Consider the following 16,168-nt stretch of genomic DNA (forward strand, 5'->3'; position numbering starts at 1 on the left):
CTTATCGTTAGCCCGTGGTCAAGCGGCCACCGAAGAGATCATGTCTGAAGTTTGATGATGGTCGCTCGACGGAGTGAAGCTGAGCGGACGCGCACCCCCAACAGTGCCGTAGCGGCCGGTCAGCTTCGCGGGCTGCAGTCTCGGTCTTCATCGGCCGACGATGTGATCAAGGCCGAGGAAGGACAGGCGGTCGACGCATGGATTCACCGTTCAGTTCGAGCCTGTGAGCATTGTGAAGCAGGCGATCAAGTATGGCATCAGCGTAAGTCGGGTCATTTATGAGCTCATGCCATTTGGCAATTGGAAGCTGGCTGGTGACGAGTGTTGACCGACGGCCGTAGCGGTCTTCGAGGATTTCGAGCAGATAGTGACGGGCATTGGCGTCGATGGCTTGGAGGCCCCAATCGTCCAAAATGAGGAGGTCGACGGCGGCGATGCTCTTCATGCGCGAGGCAAGTCGGCCATCGCCCCGGGCAAGATCCAGTTCTTCGATCAATCGCGGCAGGCGGGTATAAAGTACAGATTGGTTGTCCCGGCAGGCCTTGTGGCCGAGTGCACAACCAAGCCAGCTTTTCCCGACGCCGGTTGGCCCGACAATGGCGCAATTCTCATGGTTCCTGATCCAGGCTCCCTTGAGCAGCATGTCGAACAAGCGGCGGTCGAGCCCACGGGGAGCGCGGTAGTCGATATCCTCGGGCACGGCATGATGACGCAGCTTTGCCTTGCGAAGACGAAGCGCCAGGCGCCGGTTGTTACGCCAAGTCGCCTCATGGTCCAGCAGCAACGCCAGCCATTCAGCGTGAGCAAGACCCTGGACCTCCTCGTTGTCGGTGAGGCTCGTGAAGGCCTCGGCCATGCCGGTAAGGCCGAGTCGGGTGAGCAAGTCGAGTGTGGGGTGTGTCAGCATTTTCTTCCCTTAGTGGTAATAATCCGAACCTCGGATGTTGGTGTGGATGATCGGCTCGCGCTCGGGGGACGCAGGCGTTGGGACGCGATCGAGGCCCTTCTCGAGGATCGATTTGACGCTTGGGTAGTTGCGAGCCTGGATCTCGATCGCGCGCAGCGCGGCCGCCTCGAGGCGCTCGGCGCCAAAGCGCTTCTCAAGCCGGAGGATACCCAGGCACGAACGATAGCCCTGTTCAGGATGCGGCCGATCCTCGATGATCCGGTCGACCAGCACGCGCAGCATCGGGCCGATCCGGCTTGCCTCGCTGCGGATCTTTGCCGGCGTCCACTCGCCATAGCGCCGGTGGCTCGAAGGCATGTGGGCGCTGGTCGTCGTGTGCCGCCCGTTGCCACTGCCGCGCATGTGCGCGGCGATACGCTCGCCTCCCAGGAAGATTTCAACCGTTCGTGCGCTGATCCGCGCTTCTACCTCTCGACGGGCGAAGCGATAGGGCACCGAGTAGTAGTGTCGTTCGATCTCGACGTGATAGTCGAGCCCGACCCGGCATCGGCGCCATTCGGCATGGACCCACGGCTCGCTGGGAAGCGGTTTAAGATTTGGCGCATCAATTTCCTCGAACAGCTGGCGCCGTGTGCGGCCATCTGACGCAAAACCCGTCCGTCATTGAGCTTAGCCAGCCACTCGGCGATCGCACGGTTAAGTTCGGCCAGGCTGTAAAAAGTTCGGTTGCGCAGCCGCCCCAGCAGCCAACGCTCGATGATTCCGACGCAGGCCTCAACCTTCGCCTTATCTCTCGGGCGACGCGGCCGTGCCGGCAAAATTGCCGTGCCGTAATGCTGCGCCATATCGCTGTAGCTGCGGTTGACCATAGGGTCATAGAGGCAGGCCTTGATCACCGCGATCTTGGCGTTGTCGGGCACCAGGAGTTGCGTCGCGCCGCCAAAAAAGCTGTAGGCCGCGTTGTGTCCCGCGATCCAGTCGCCGAGTTGCTCGGTCCACGTCGCCAGCGCGAACGACAAGCTGGATGCGCCCATGACCGCGACGAAGATGTGCGCGTCGCGCACCTCGCCGGTCTTGCGGTCAACCACCGGCACCGTGTCGCCGGCATAGTCGACAAACAATTTCTCGCCCCCGCCGTGGTGCTGGCGCATCACCAGCGGCAGCCGGCCTTCCCAGTTGCGGAACAAGTCACAGAAGCGGCTATATCGGTACCCGTCCGGATGCTCTGCAATGTACTCGTCCCACAGCACCTGCAAGGTCACATGCTTGCGCTTGAGCTCGCGGGCAATCATGGACCAGTCAGGTTCGGCCACCTTGCGGCGACCAGGCTTCACGCCAGGCACCCCGTACAGCAGTTGCTCCAGCTCGGCGTCGCTTATCGCTTCCGGGACTGGCCATGCCAGACCCGCGCCCGCAAACCGCTTCAGCGTGTCACGTACCGTCGTCGGCCCGACGCCGATACGCTCGCCAACCACGCGCGTCGAGAGCCCGGCCTCAAGGCTCAACCTCACAATCTCGCGCACCTGGCGCATGATAACCCTCCTCGTCGGCATCCAATTCTCCCAGCTGTTTCCAGCCGGAGAAATGGCTCAACGATCAGGCTTCACACCATGCGAAACTGCGCGCGATCAAGTCGGAATCCTGCGCGGATAATGCTCGGAATGCTGCGCGCGATCATTTCGGAACCCCGCGCGCCATCAAATCGGTACGGTGCGCGCGATGATCTCGGAATCGGCAATCGGTGATCCGCGGTCGCAGCTAAGCTCGGATGGATTCGCTTCAAGGGCATCCTGCCTGGCTCGCTAACGTCTTCGGGCGCATCGCCAAAATCTCGTCTGCATGAGCTCCTGCCATGACAAGGAAGCAGCACGCTCGAAGATATGGACGCCCAGGCCGGAATCTCCATCAACCCAATTATACCACATCACCGCGACGCGTGCGCGTGACGATCACGCGGCCCTCCTCAGATGAATACCCTGGTTTGATGTCCCTCGCGAATGATCGGGCCGGCTAAAGCACATTGCCCAGCGGCGGTTATCGGGGTCGACGATATGCGCCACAACTCGGCGAGACGTCGTGGTCATGTTCATCGGATCAGTGTTTACTCAGGCGCTTACCCATCTTGATGCGCGTCAATACTGCCGGGATCGCGCCCCAACGGCAGCACTGTACTGATGTGCCTCATTGGAGGAGCTGTCGACTTGTCTATTCGGCCGCATACCGCGGCATGTGTATGCAAGATTTGTGATCAACCGTCGGCTGTCGCGAAGGCGGCTTGCCCGGGCTTGCAGCTAAATGATGCCGGTCTTGACGCTTGGCTGGATCAAGCAATCAAGCGGGCTTGCGCCTGTTCGGCCTGGCAGCAATGGGGAGGATGGATGGAAGTGTCAGCTCTCCCCGTCAGAGACTTCGGTCATCGCACGCGGATGAACTTCCAAACACCTGCTATGGGGCTGACCGATCGGCTTGATAAGCTGAGCACCTTTGCGGCTCGAGGCCCACGCCGCCCACCCGGAGTGATGGGCAAGTCTGGTTTAGACAACGGTAGCCGAGATCTGCAATTTGTCACTTTAGTGCTGCATTCGATGTGGCAGGACAGTGTCAGGTCCGCGACAACCGTGTTATGTTCGCGACAAATCAACCGAACCAATCGGTCTTTAGAGCGATACTACCCCAGGCGAGTGGATGACGGTGCTGGACTTATCCCAGGCAGGCGACCTTGAGAGACGTTGGACAGATTTCGACCGGTGTCCGGCGTTTACATGGATCAAGAAGCCCAAGATCGGAGCTATCGTCGTTCGCACACGCGCCAGCCGAACCGGCAACTTATTGATGGGAGAGATGACGGTAACATGTTGTTCCGTTGAGATCGACGAAGGCACCCTTGGTTACGCCACGGTCGCCGAGCACAAAAAGCGCCATGCAGCAATCGCTGCGATCATTGACGCGCTTTTCCGAAGCAGCGGTAAGATGAGAAAGCGCACAGAGGCGCTGCTCGTGGACATCCGCGCCCGTCTTGATGCTCGTCGGGCGATGCTCACGGCCTTCCGATCCAGAGGGCGGAAACTCGGGTATATCCTACGCATGATCAGCAGACTGGGGATTTGGGAACAGGCGCGCGGGCGCCTCGCATCCGCCGACTGGTGTGGCCTGCACCAGATACCGCCTGACGCAATTGCAGATTTGGATGGCGCGGACCAGGTAGCACCTGATCGGTCACGCCCTGTTCGTTCAGCGAGGAAGTGACGCTGATGCTCTATCGAGAGATGGTGTCTTCGGCTGCTGCCGGAGCAATCAAGCGCAGTCGCGCGATGGCCTTATGGCGCCAAGTCCAAGCAGAGCTCGAACGAGAGATCCTGACCGGAGTTGTGGCACCCGGCGCTCGCCTTCCAACCGAGCTGGAACTTTCGACACGTTTCAATGTCCATAGGCATACGATCCGGCGCGCCGTGGACACTTTGCGCGAGAAACAGCTCGTCAGGGTGGAGCATGGGCACGGCATCTATGTCCGCGAAAGGACTGTTCCCTACTCCCTGTCGCCCGACGGCCGCCTGAGCGCGACGCTGCATCAGCTCAGCCGCACGAATGATCGCCGCATGCTTGCGACAAAAAAAGCGTGCGCAGATCACACAATCGCAAAGGCACTTCTTATAAGGGCTGGACAGCCTGTTCGGCGGGTTGACCTGCTTAGCGGAATAGACGGTGTCCCAGTTACCCTTTCAGAGATGTACTTCCCGCTTCCTCGTTTCAGTGGGATTGAAAAACATATTGATAAGACAGGCTCCATCACCAGTTCGCTTTCCGCATTCGGCGTGAAGAAGTATCAGCGTCGAGAGACTCGTGTCAGCGCACGCCTGCCGTCGCGTTGGGAGGCGGAGCTCCTAGATCAATCTCGCACACAACCGGTTTTGACGGTTTGGAGCCTCGACGTTGACGATCGCGGAACTCCGATTGCATACAGCCATTCATGCCTCTCAACCCGTTGGATTGAGCTAGTAGTCCGGTTTTGACTGATCCAACGTCCGTTCTTTTAATCGCGGGCCACCCCGATCGACAAAAATGATCCGCCGTGCATGTTAGTGTGATCGTGAGCCCGGATTTGCGGGATCGTGAGCAACTTTTTCAGCGGCTCAGCGCGCTTCGGCCGACAAGTCAACGGGCTCAGGAACCGCCTCGTCAGTGAACGACGAAGGCCGATGCCCACCCAGAAGTCGTCGATGCGCCGGACCAAATAGGTTCTCCGCCTAAACATTGTTCAAGGCATGCCGAAACGGGACGTCGCACACCCCTTGGGCATCAGCAACGGTGCAGTGCATAGATATCTGCCTTGAGCGGGGGCGGCCGGGCTGAACTGGTCGTCGCCGACCAGGATGACCGATGAGGACCCGGAGCTGCTGCTCTTCCCTGCGCCCGAAGCTTGCGCCGCAGAGGCCCGAGCGGCCCGTTCCCGACTGGAGCTATGTCGATAATGAGCTGCGCCGACGCGGCGACGTGCCCGCCGGCCGCTATGGGACGAGGATCGCGCCACCGGGCGACGACGCGTGCCGAGTTCCGTCTGGGCGTTCCTCATCTCGGCCAGCAAGGCCACGGGATCGAGCGTGCTATGAGCTCTCGAAAACTCCGATTGACGCCTTTGCTCAATTTCGGATGCGCCACAGCGCGCACATAGGGCGTGGCCGAACATGATAGCGATTGGTCATTTTCGGGCCCTCTCGTCGTCTACCTTTCAGCTTGAAAGGACGGCTGGAAGAAGTTGCGGATGTTCAGATGGTCAGATACCGGAGGGGCAGAGGACAGCCCTACTCAGCCAACCGCCTCCGTAGCTGTGGGACCGAGCAGGGGCTTGCGGACCGACTGCTTGCCGACGTCGAATAGGCGACTAGCGACCGCATTACGCACTTCCTCGTCGTGAAAGATGCCGACGATGGCGGCTCCCCGTGCCTTGGCCTCATTGATCAACTCGACGACTGACTGCCGGTTGGCGGCGTCTAGCGAGGCGGTCGGCTCATCGAGCAGCAGCACCGGATAGTTGGCGATGAAGCCGCGCGCGATATTGACACGCTGCTGCTCGCCGCCCGAGAAAGTCGCTGGCGAAAGAGACCATAGCCGTTCCGGGATGCGTAGCTTGGACAGCAAAGTGCGGGCGGCGGCGCACGCCTGCTCTGAGGGAACGCCGTTGACGATGACTGGCTCGGCGACGATCTCGAGCGTTGGCACTCTTGGGATGACTCGCAGGAACTGGCTGACATAGCCGATTGTGCGACGCCGGATCTCGATCACCTCCCGTGGCTCTGCCGCGAGCAGGTCAATCATACCACCGTCATGGTGGACCAGGATGTTACCGGCATCAGGCTTGTAGTTGGCGTAGAGCGAGCGCAGCAGCGTCGACTTGCCGGCGCCGGATGGTCCATGAAGGCAGACACACTCGCCTGAAGCGACTGTGAGCTCGATATCGTTGAAGACAGGAATCTTCGCCCCGCCCTGCACGTGAAGGACGAAGGACTTGGAAAGGCCGCTGGCATGAAGACGAATGTTTCTCGCGGTCATTTTTGGCTGGCGTTCCTTAATGCCTCAAACCTGGAGGACCGACGAGATGAGCAATTGGGTATAGGGGTGGCGCGGGTCGTCGAGCACCTGATCGGTCAGCCCGTCTTCGATGACTAGGCCGCGCTGCATGACCATCAAGCGGTCGGCGAGCAGGCGCACGACGGCGAGGTCGTGGGTGACGATGATGACGGCGATACCGAGTTCACGTACGAGCCCACGCAACAGGTCGAGCAGTTTGGCCTGCACCGACACATCCAGTCCTCCGGTCGGTTCATCCATGAACACCAAGCGCGGCTTGGTCACTAGGTTGCGGGCGATCTGTAGCCGCTGCTGCATGCCACCGGAGAATGTTCTGGGCTTGTCGTCAGTACGTGACACGTCGATCTCAACCTTTTGCAGCCATTCCTGGGCCTCTGCGCGGATGTTGCCGTAGTGACGTGCACCGATCGCCATTAGCCGCTCGCCGATATTCCCGCCGGCGGTGACATCCATCCTGAGTCCGTCACGCGCGTTCTGTTGAATGATACCCCAATCAGTGCGTGTAAGCTGCCGACGCTCGAGTTCCGATAGCGCCATGATGTCGACCGGCCCACGTTCTTTTACGTCGTAGATAATCGAGCCGGCATCGGGAGACAGTCGTCCCGATAGGCAGGCCAGCAGCGTTGACTTTCCCGACCCGCTCTCGCCGACAATACCCAACACCTCGCCGGGATATAGCGCGAACGACACATGCATACAGCCGACCCGGCCGCCGTAGAACTTCGAGACGCCGGAAACGTCGAGAAGTGGTCTACTGCACCGGTCCTCCGGGAAACTAGCGGCACGCCCCCCCGATATCCGGAGCGGACATGGTTGCACGGATTGGCTGGCCCTTCCGGCGTTTTGATCTGCCTTACGCATACTAGAGACTTGTTCTGACATGCCTAAATCCGCACCGCTGTCCTACGAGTCACGCTATATGACCCGTTGCCCTTGGCGCCAAACCGCCTTCACGACCGGGACTTGGTCGATTAGGGAGACGCGAACGATGTCCGCTCGTTTTCCGGGAGCGAGAACTCCTCGGTCGAACAGGCCAAAGGCCCGGGCAGGGTTTGCTGAGATGGTTGCAACAGCCTTCGGCAACGACGGTCCACCCTCACGTTGGGCGAGCGTGAAGGCAGCCTGGACAAGACTTGCGGGCACATAGTCGGAGCAAAGAATCGTGGCCATTCCCCGCTGGACAAGATCGGCAGCCGACACATTACCGAAATGCGAGCCGCCATTGACGACATTAGGTGCGCCCGCGATGAGCGTTATGCCTGCGGTATGTGCGGCCTCGGCGGCTTCGCTGGTAATGGCAAACTCGAGAATAGACATGCCGAGTTGTACTGCTTCATCGATGTGGGCGGCGCGGCTGTCATCGTGATTGGCCACGGGAATGCCGAGGCTTTGAGCCATTTGTACGACCCATCGCCGTGTACGCGCCGCGATGATGGAGTCGTTTGCGAGGCTAGTCCTAAATCGCTCTTCCACCTCCTGCTCGCTGACAGCGCCTCGCTCGCGTTGTACTCGGCGATAATAGTCATCCGAGTGTCGCGCTGCGCTGTCGTCCAGTATCGTTATGAATCGCAGCGTTGGCTCGTCGATGTACAGCTTCAGGTCCTGTTCCAGATCAGGATCGAGGATATCGCAACGCAGATGTAGCAAATGCTCGGCTCGGAGAAGGCCTGCTGCTCTGGCCGCCTGGATGCCCTCGATCATCCTCGGAAGAAGTTTTTTTCGATAGGGCTTTCCAGCAGCGCCGATGCACAGTGAGTCGAAGACCGTGGTAATGCCGGCAGCTGCAATGACGGAGTCATAAATGAGAGCCGCCGAGGCCGTCGGCCAGAATACGCGCGCACGTGGCATTGCGTGCTTTTCAAGATGGTCGGTATGTACGTCGATGAATCCGGGTAGCAAAAGGTCTCCTGCGCAGTCGACCTCCAAGACAGCCTTGTCACTTTCCTCTCCAATCGAGCTAATGAGGCCACCTTCAACCCGAAGGGCTGCTGTGACGATCTCGGTCTCAGTGACGATGCGCGCGTTTGTGAACACCAGTGGTTTTGGGACAAGCGCGACCGCGCCGCTCCTCGTATCAGTCCACATCAGTCGTTTCTCTCTCTTTCGTTCGGCTGCTCGGCATGCATTGCCGTGTGCGGAAGGATACCGTCCGCCTCGGTGCGGCTGGCACAATAATCGGTATCTGAACAGGCGTAGAGCACTTGGCCGTCCTCGCCTCGTCCTAGCTCATCGAAATAGCTGTGTGTGGCTCCGCAGATCGAGCAATGGCCAGCCCAAGTCTGGACAGCGAATTGATGGTCGTCAAAATCGAGGCTTTCGACTTTGGTATAGGGCGGAATGGCATAAATACGCTTTTCGCGTCCGGCTCCAAAAATGGCGAGAGCCCTATTGCTGTGGAGCTTCGGGTTGTCGAATGTGGGGATTGGCGATGGCGAAGCTATATAGCGATCATGAACCCGGATCGGATAATCATAGGCGATCGCAATGCGGCCGATCCTGGCGATATTCTCGTAAAGCAACAGCGACATTAGGCCGTAGTCGGCTAGACCGTGGACCTTTCGCGTCTCACTTTCTCTCGGGATTAGGCGTCGAAACGGCTCTGGCTGCGGCACTTGCAGGACGAGTATCTGGCCCTCTGTCAAGGGCGTTTCAGGGATCCGGTGACGGGTCTGGATGATCGTTGCACGGCTCGTGCGCTCGGTCGTCGAGATGCCGGCTACTTTAGAAAAGAAGGAGCGGATTGTGATCGCGTTTGTCGCATCATCTGCACCCTGGTCGATCACCTTCAGCACGTCGTCAGACGTAAGTAAACTCGCGGTGACTTGCAGTCCGCCGGTGCCCCATCCAGGCGGCATGGGCATTTCACGGCTCTCAAACGGTACCTGATACCCAGGGATGGCCACTGCTTTTAGAATCGCGCGCCGGATGCTCCTCTTTGTCTGGCCGTCGAGAAAGGCAAAGTTGTAAGTAGGCTCTTCTTCCGCGAAGGTCTCGAGCGGATCCATGCTCATGATTTCTCCCCTCTACCGGCGTTGCCGTACTTGGCCCCGAATTCAGAACGAAGCTTTCGCAGCAACTGCACTTGTCCTTGAAAGTGCACGTAGTGGGGAAGCTTCAGCACCTGGACAAAACCGGACGCCTTCACATTATCTGCATGAGGCACGACGAACTCTTTGTCTTGTATCGGATGCTTTTGCTCCTCTCCGAATTCTTCCGCCCGAAGCGCACGATCAATAACCGCCATTGAGATAGCCTTGCGCTCCGACTGACCGAAGACAAGGCCATAGCCGCGCGAGAATTGTGGTGCCTTCTGTTCGCTGCCCATGAAGGGATGGAGTGTCTGACACTCTGTCACAGCGACCTCACCAATTCCAACAGTGATGCCAAGTTCCGGAATCCTCATCTCCACGACCACTTCGCCGAACCGGATTTCGCCGGCGAGCGGCTCCGTATCGCCACGGCCGCGCATGCTCGAATAAGCGAGCCCAAGAAGAAATCCCTCGTCCCCGCGAGCGAGAGCTTGTAAGCTCTCGCAACGCTCACCGCTTGCGAACTCTTCATTTAATGGGTCAGCCTCGAGTTCAATCAGTTCGGCTTCCGTTAGGGAAGCAAGGTCACGACTGAGGGCTTCAGATGCGTCACTAGGAACCGTCGCTTCTTCCAGCTCTTCCATCGAATTAGTAGTCGAATGCAAACCAAAATCGACGAGGCGGTGGGTGTAATCGTACGTAGGCCCGAGGATCTGACCTCCAGGAACGTCCTTGTGAGTTGTCGAGATGCGGCGTCTCACGGTCATCCGGGCAGGATTGACCGGTTCGCTTACCGCGAATCGTTCCAGAGTTGCGCGAGCCGCACGCACGAGAAAGCAGGCTTCCACAAGATCTCCTTGCGCCTGCTTGATTGCCAAAGCGGCGAGCGTGCGGTCGTAAAGCGCCCCCTCCATCATGACGCGGTCAACGGCAAGAGCCATCTGTTCAATGATTTGGTCTATCGAGAGCTCTGGTACTGCCGGGTCGCCCCTGCGTTTTACCGCAAGCAGCTTGTGAGAAGCCGCAATGGCTCTCTCGCCTCCACGAATCTTGAAGTACATTCCTCAGACCCGCTTTGTGGTGCGTGGTAAACCGACGAGATGGCGCCCATCCGTGAACATGATATCGATTCCGAGCGGGTAGCGCTCGACGTTCGCATCCCATGAAGACCAGAACCAGGACGGCAAGCCATTCGGCTTGAGTATCGTCCGGAATTCGATTCCGGGACCGGCGACAAGAATCGGCGGCCCGCTGGTGAGACTTGGAAGCTGAACTAGAAGCGTCGTCGAACGATCGGGATAATCCTGCTCACCACGACGAAACGCTTCTAGCGGCGGCATGATTGTAGCCGCTCCTATTAGCGCAAAGTATGACCGTTCGGTCTCACTCACGATCGGCGCGCCGCTGTGAAGTTCAAAAAATCGCCGAACCGATTCGGTGTTGAATGCCGCATCGAGCCATATCGGCGTTTGAATGTCGAACAGGCAGCGCGCCACCGATGCGATGGCGGGAGGAAGCGTAGCTTGATCACTTGTTGCATCATCCACGGCTGTGATGCTTCCTGGCCTGCTCATGACCCGCAGGATGCGGCGAAAGGCCTGCGCCTCAGTATGGGTAGCTGAAGACGCGTTAGTTTCAGCAATTGCAGGGACTGACCTGAAGCCCATTATGGCTGCTCCTGCAGCTGCATGAAGAAATTGACAGAACTGGCGTAAGACTGGGCCGTAACCTTCGCCCGCCGAGCGTCAAGGCGAGACCGCAGATCAACAAGGATCGCCTCTGCGTATGGCTTCAATTCACCATTGCTCTGGAAAAGCGCATCGAAAATCGCGGCCATTGCTGCGTGACGTTTGTTGCGCCCGGCAATATAAGCATGGCCAACGACGCCGCCTCCGATCTCAACGGAACAGCGCGTAACTGTCATCTCTCCGAGCTCGAATGTGCTGCCTGTTCGGCTGGCACGCGCGCATACAAGAACAGCTCCCACCTCCGGCTTCTTGATCCACGCAACCTTTGGATAAGAATCGAACTCTCTCCAGTGCCTCTCGAGATCGCCTGTTTGGGATAACGCGAGTATTGTCATCCATTCGCTTCGGGTTGTCGTGGTAGAGACCGTTCGGTTCATTTCATTTTATCTGTTGCAAACGTCACATCATCTAGCGCCTCAAATTCGGCGCCGAAACGACAAATTGCAGACTTCGGCCCCCGTGGTCTGAGCTTTAACAGCAGGTCACTCCTGATCCGAACGAGTGCGCTTCATCAAGGTCGCTAACCGCGAGGCGAATTCCCGATGTGATCGGTCCACACTGCCGCAAGTGCTTAAGAAGCACTTCGCCGCGCGACTACCCAAAGTCGTTGACCTGCGAGGTCAGACAGTTCCATTGCTGCATTGTCTGCAAGACCGACCAAGTTGAAGCCAGCTTGGTTCAGCCAAGCCTCAAGTTCGAGCGGCATCATGAGACGACTTTCTGATTGTTCTGCCCAAGTAGTTTGATCTCTGCAGTGCCAAGCCCGTGTAAGCTGCATTCGCGATCGCCGACGGTCGATAACAAAACTTGCGTCGCCGCGATACGGAACATCAGCTCTTTGCGGCCGGACGGACAACTCGGCGGGTCCAATGACTCCCGTGAGCACGGCGCTGCCGTTAAGCATCTCTAGTATGAGAATGCCGCCCGGATTAGTATGAACCGCCATCGTGGCGAGCGTCGCCAGCACTTCCTCATTGGTGAGCGCGTGAGCAAACACCGATCCAAGTGAGATGACAAGGTCGAAGGCCCTGCCCAGCTCCAAATGGCGCATATCGCCGATCCGAATGTTCGCTGTCGGGCAACGTGCCTTAGCGGCCTCAACCATCGTCGGGAGGAGATCCACACCCCAACATTCGATCCCTTCCCTAGCGAAGCGAGCGAGCGCGTGACCCGTGCCACATCCAATATCCAGGACTGCGTCCGGCGGATACGAGGCGTGGGCTAGAGCAAGCCGAAAACATTGCTCAGCCCATAGCGCTGCCTGCGGATAGAGCTGGTCATACCAAGCGCCGCTGCGATAGATCGTTTGGGGTGTCGCTTCTTCTGTAACCATTGGAGAGCCTTGATGAGACATAGAGCAAGAGCTGCCGGGATCTAGATATGGGTGTTCCGCTGCAACAGCTCTTCAAGAGTTTGCTTGAGCTTTGCGGCCGGGGTGTAAAAGACGGGAGAGAGCAGGACGCGTCCGTCTGGCTTAGCGAGGGAGATGGCTTGCTCTACGGCTTGCTCAAATGAGGCCTCCGTGAGAACGGTTCGCGGTCTGCTACCTGTCGAGAGAAGGCGGTCAATAACACCCCCGCCCGGACCGAACACAACGACTCCCCTGGCCTTTTGCTCAAGCATCGTGCAGAACCGGCGGAGGTCCTCTTTTTCTAGCTCGCTACTCACACGCTGCTCTCCCCCCGGCGACTCCAACGCTCCTCCAGCGACGACGATCAACGAATCGTCCGAGAATGTCCGCAACCCGGAAAGGGCCTTTCTTGGATTCATGGCGATCGTATCGTCATAGATCTCCACACCGTCGACCTTTCCTATGCAGTAACTGCGCTGCGGTAAGCCCCTGAAAATACGGAGGGCCTCACCGATGGCCGCAGTTTCGGCGCCGATCGCAAATGCGGCGGCCGCGGCAGCGAGTGCATTGGGAACGTGGTGCAATGGCATAGCTAGATCGGCGAGAGCGCAGATTCTTTCGAGCCCTTGCCTGGAGCGGTTCGCAATGTGACCGGCGGATACGACAATGCCCGAGTCAATATTGTCTGACATGCTATAGAAGACTCTTTGACCTCGCAGATCCTTTGCAAAATACGCCCTGACTGTTGCGTCATCCAAATTGAGGACTGCCAAATCGTCTGGCCCCTGGAAGTCAAGGAGACGCCGCTTTGCGTTGCGATAAGCACTGAGCGAACCATGCCAATCCTGATGATCGGGAAAGAAGTTTGTCACAACACCAATCCGGGGGCTTACACTAACGTAGTCGAGGTGATGGCTCGTCAATTCGAGCACCCCCCATGTGCCGCTCCCGAGAGAGTCGAGATCAGCAAGCATTGCGTGGCTAGGCCCAGAGGGTGTCAATCGATCGTCCGTTGATGCGCGCACCGGTATGCCTGCACCACGCAGAATTGAGGTCAGTAAAAACGTGGTTGTCGTTTTTCCGGCCGATCCCGTTATGCCGATCGTATTTTCAGGGGCGGCTCTAAGAATAACGTCGGCAAGATTGGAAAGGCGAAGCCCCCTTTCGCGAGCACTCATGATTAACGGTGCGCGCGCAGGTGTGAAGAGGTCGACGAACAACACCTCAGCGTCGGCGAAGTTAACCGGCTCACCAGCATGGTTTAGTCTGATGGACAGGCCCTGCGCTTTAAGGCGATCGATGCGTGGTTCATTTTCCTGCAACGTCTCGGCGCGCACTAAAACCGTAATTCTGTCGGATACCTTGGCAAGGAACTCTGCAAGTTCTACCGCATTGTCACCAAGGCCATCGACTAGGAGGCTTCGCCCAACAAAGGACGCCAACCTTGAGGATGCTTTCATCATCGCTATCCTTCAATTCTGTTGCTTACGCCGCTCGCTTTTGGCGAAGCAGGTTGCGTGCCACGTCATGAACGTTATCTGTCCGAGGGACGATTCGGATGCAAGTTCTGACGGATTCGACCGTTCGCGCTTTGGCGCATCGCCTCGAACCCGCGGGCTATAGGCGCTGTCACAAAACGACATGACCGGATTGATTTTTCTGTATCACTAGCCTGCATCGTCGACGTCGCGACATCGCCCTAACTGGAAGCGCCGGCTAGAAAGCATGTTTCTGATGCCACACCTTCGACAACGGATTCCGCGATCTATTTGACTGCACCTTTTGCGAGTCCTTCGACGAACCATGATTGGGCAGCGAGGAAAGTGACGATGAGTGGAAGGACCACGATGGTCGAAGCGGCCATAAGGGGGCCGTAGTCATTGCCGGCCTCCTCGTTCCTGAATGCCATGATGCCAAGCGGCGGTGGCATTAGGGCCTCGTCGCGGACTGCAATCAGGGGCCAGAACAAATCGTTCCAGTGGCCGACGATCGAAAAAATCGAAAAGGCGATAATCGCAGGCATAGCCATCGGCACCATAACGCGCCACACGATTGCGACTTCACTGAGCCCGTCGAGCCTGGCGGCATGCACGATGTCGTCGGGAATGGACTTGAAAAACTGGCGGAACAAGAAGATGCCGAAAGGCGAGACGATAAAGGGGAATACCAACGCGGCATAGCTATTGAGAATACCAATCTGGTAGCCGAAGATGAACAGCGGCAGGGCCAGCACTTGGTGCGGCAGAAGCAGGCCGATCAGGACGAGAACGAACAGCGTGTCGCGGCCGCGGAACTCAAGTTTCGCGAGCGCATAGGCGCAAGGCGCGCAGACTAGAATCTGAAGCACTAGGATGACTGCACAGATAAGGGCGCCGTTACACATGTAGCGGAGCAGTGGGGCGGCGGTGAGCGCCTTTGTGTAGTTTTCGATCGCGTACCACTGCTCGGGGAAGATCGAGAAAGAGGCGCGAAAGATCTCGCCAGGCGGCTTGAGCGAGAGCGAGACCATCCAGACAAAAGGCATCATGATCAGGGCCGCCGTCAGGAGCAGCACAGCATGACGGGCGATCGCGGTTAGTCGAGCGGAATGATGATGTGCGGCATTCATTGGTAGTGTACTCTTCTGTCCATGACGCGAGCTTGGAAGAGGGTGAGCACCACGACGATGACGAGGAAGACGACCGTCACGGACGCGCCATAACCTGTTCTCAGGTACTCGAAACTCTCCCGATAGAGCGTGTAGAGTAGCACCTCAGAGGCATGACCAGGTCCGCCCTTGGTCAGGATCTGCACAGCGTCAAAGGCCTCAAAAGCGCGCAGCGCGATTACAATGACAACGAACATTGATACCGGCCCGAGCATGGGCAGCGTTACAGTGCGGAGACGGTCAAGCCACTGGTTTGCGCCGTCTATCTCGGCCGCGTCGTAGAGGTCCTGCGGAATGGACTTGAGACCGGCGAGGAATAGCACCATAGCAAAGCCGAGATTCTGCCAAATGCCGATGACGGCCAGAACCGGAAGTACCGTTTTCTCGTCTCTTAGCCAGTTAGCGGTCGGCAGGCCGAGGCCTGACAGCGCCTGGTTCGCTAGGCCGATGGTGGGATGCAGCAGCGCCTCCCATGCGATCGCCATGGCAGCAAGCGTGGCCATGAAGGGCAGGAAATGGATTGCGCGGTAAAAGGCGCGCAGAGATTGACCGCTCTCGATCAGAAGCGCGATGACGAGCCCCAGGACTACAGTAGCCGGGACCACGATCAGCACGTAGAGCACGGTGTTGAGGAGTGAGATGCGGAATCCGACATCCGCAAAGACCTCAGCAAAGTTGTCTAGCCCGACGAAGCTAAGCGACAGTGCGCCGAACTGCCAGCTGGTAAGCGCGATGACGAAAACAGCAGCGACAGGCAGCAAGTAGAGTATCACCAAGGACAGGAAGGCCGGACCGGCGAGCGCCCAGGCGACCACTGTCTCTAGCAGCTTCGTGCCGCGCACGGATGCCGCGAGCGCGGCCCGAGCGGACAGCATTCGGCGCGATGGCTCGGCTGTCGTC

At 58.4% G+C, this 16,168-nt stretch carries 14 protein-coding genes and 2 pseudogenes; 3 read left to right on the forward strand and 13 right to left on the reverse strand.

What is annotated here, in order from left to right:
• Window positions 1–166 precede the first annotated feature (166 nt).
• Window positions 167–907, reverse strand: coding sequence for an IS21-like element helper ATPase IstB (gene istB / locus SO139_RS16970; RefSeq protein ID WP_498540261.1), 741 nt, complete (start codon window positions 905–907; stop codon window positions 167–169).
• Between the two features lie 9 nt (window positions 908–916).
• Window positions 917–2,439 (reverse strand): annotated as a pseudogene (istA, locus tag SO139_RS16975) (IS21 family transposase).
• A 1,153-nt stretch (window positions 2,440–3,592) separates the two neighbouring features.
• Here istA and phnG (SO139_RS16980) point away from each other — a divergent pair.
• The 3 genes and pseudogenes from phnG (SO139_RS16980) to SO139_RS16990 form a co-directional block, all read left to right on the forward strand.
• Window positions 3,593–4,153, forward strand: coding sequence for a phosphonate C-P lyase system protein PhnG (gene phnG / locus SO139_RS16980; RefSeq protein WP_498540262.1), 561 nt, complete (start codon window positions 3,593–3,595; stop codon window positions 4,151–4,153).
• Between the two features lie 5 nt (window positions 4,154–4,158).
• Window positions 4,159–4,917, forward strand: coding sequence for a phosphonate metabolism transcriptional regulator PhnF (gene phnF, locus SO139_RS16985; RefSeq protein ID WP_498540293.1), 759 nt, complete (start codon window positions 4,159–4,161; stop codon window positions 4,915–4,917).
• Between the two features lie 240 nt (window positions 4,918–5,157).
• Window positions 5,158–5,433 (forward strand): annotated as a pseudogene (locus tag SO139_RS16990) (IS21 family transposase); the annotation flags it as partial.
• A 277-nt stretch (window positions 5,434–5,710) separates the two neighbouring features.
• Here SO139_RS16990 and phnL read toward each other — a convergent pair.
• The 11 genes from phnL to SO139_RS17045 all read right to left on the reverse strand — a co-directional run bounded on the left by phnL (window position 5,711) and on the right by SO139_RS17045 (window position 16,143).
• On the reverse strand, window positions 5,711–6,454 hold the full coding sequence (gene phnL, locus SO139_RS16995; RefSeq protein WP_498540263.1) for a phosphonate C-P lyase system protein PhnL: 744 nt from the start codon (window positions 6,452–6,454) through the stop codon (window positions 5,711–5,713).
• 24 nt (window positions 6,455–6,478) lie between these two features.
• On the reverse strand, window positions 6,479–7,291 hold the full coding sequence (gene phnK, locus SO139_RS17000) for a phosphonate C-P lyase system protein PhnK (RefSeq protein ID WP_498540294.1): 813 nt from the start codon (window positions 7,289–7,291) through the stop codon (window positions 6,479–6,481).
• A 117-nt stretch (window positions 7,292–7,408) separates the two neighbouring features.
• On the reverse strand, window positions 7,409–8,578 hold the full coding sequence (locus SO139_RS17005) for an alpha-D-ribose 1-methylphosphonate 5-triphosphate diphosphatase (protein WP_498540264.1): 1,170 nt from the start codon (window positions 8,576–8,578) through the stop codon (window positions 7,409–7,411).
• Window positions 8,578–9,504, reverse strand: a complete 927-nt coding sequence (locus tag SO139_RS17010) for an alpha-D-ribose 1-methylphosphonate 5-phosphate C-P-lyase PhnJ (protein ID WP_498540265.1) — start codon at window positions 9,502–9,504, stop codon at window positions 8,578–8,580. Before SO139_RS17010 ends, SO139_RS17005 begins: the two co-directional genes overlap by 1 nt.
• Complete coding sequence (locus SO139_RS17015; protein WP_498540266.1) at window positions 9,501–10,583, reverse strand: carbon-phosphorus lyase complex subunit; 1,083 nt, start codon at window positions 10,581–10,583, stop codon at window positions 9,501–9,503. Before SO139_RS17015 ends, SO139_RS17010 begins: the two co-directional genes overlap by 4 nt.
• Before the next feature lie 3 nt (window positions 10,584–10,586).
• Window positions 10,587–11,189 carry a phosphonate C-P lyase system protein PhnH gene (gene phnH, locus SO139_RS17020; RefSeq protein WP_498540267.1) on the reverse strand — a complete coding sequence of 201 codons (603 nt, stop codon included), beginning with the start codon at window positions 11,187–11,189 and terminating at the stop codon, window positions 10,587–10,589.
• Window positions 11,189–11,647 carry a phosphonate C-P lyase system protein PhnG gene (gene phnG / locus SO139_RS17025; RefSeq protein ID WP_498540268.1) on the reverse strand — a complete coding sequence of 153 codons (459 nt, stop codon included), beginning with the start codon at window positions 11,645–11,647 and terminating at the stop codon, window positions 11,189–11,191. Before phnG (SO139_RS17025) ends, phnH begins: the two co-directional genes overlap by 1 nt.
• 194 nt (window positions 11,648–11,841) lie before the next feature.
• Window positions 11,842–12,603, reverse strand: a complete 762-nt coding sequence (locus tag SO139_RS17030) for a class I SAM-dependent methyltransferase (protein WP_498540269.1) — start codon at window positions 12,601–12,603, stop codon at window positions 11,842–11,844.
• A gap of 41 nt (window positions 12,604–12,644) precedes the next feature.
• Window positions 12,645–14,084 carry a Mur ligase family protein gene (locus tag SO139_RS17035; RefSeq protein WP_498540270.1) on the reverse strand — a complete coding sequence of 480 codons (1,440 nt, stop codon included), beginning with the start codon at window positions 14,082–14,084 and terminating at the stop codon, window positions 12,645–12,647.
• Window positions 14,085–14,386: 302 nt separating this feature from the next.
• On the reverse strand, window positions 14,387–15,229 hold the full coding sequence (locus SO139_RS17040; protein WP_498540271.1) for a carbohydrate ABC transporter permease: 843 nt from the start codon (window positions 15,227–15,229) through the stop codon (window positions 14,387–14,389).
• Entirely contained in the window at window positions 15,226–16,143 is a 918-nt protein-coding gene (locus tag SO139_RS17045) for a carbohydrate ABC transporter permease (RefSeq protein WP_498540295.1), read from the reverse strand. Before SO139_RS17045 ends, SO139_RS17040 begins: the two co-directional genes overlap by 4 nt.
• Between the last annotated feature and the right edge of the window lie 25 nt (window positions 16,144–16,168).

The organism is Bradyrhizobium sp. UFLA05-89, from assembly GCF_059803475.1.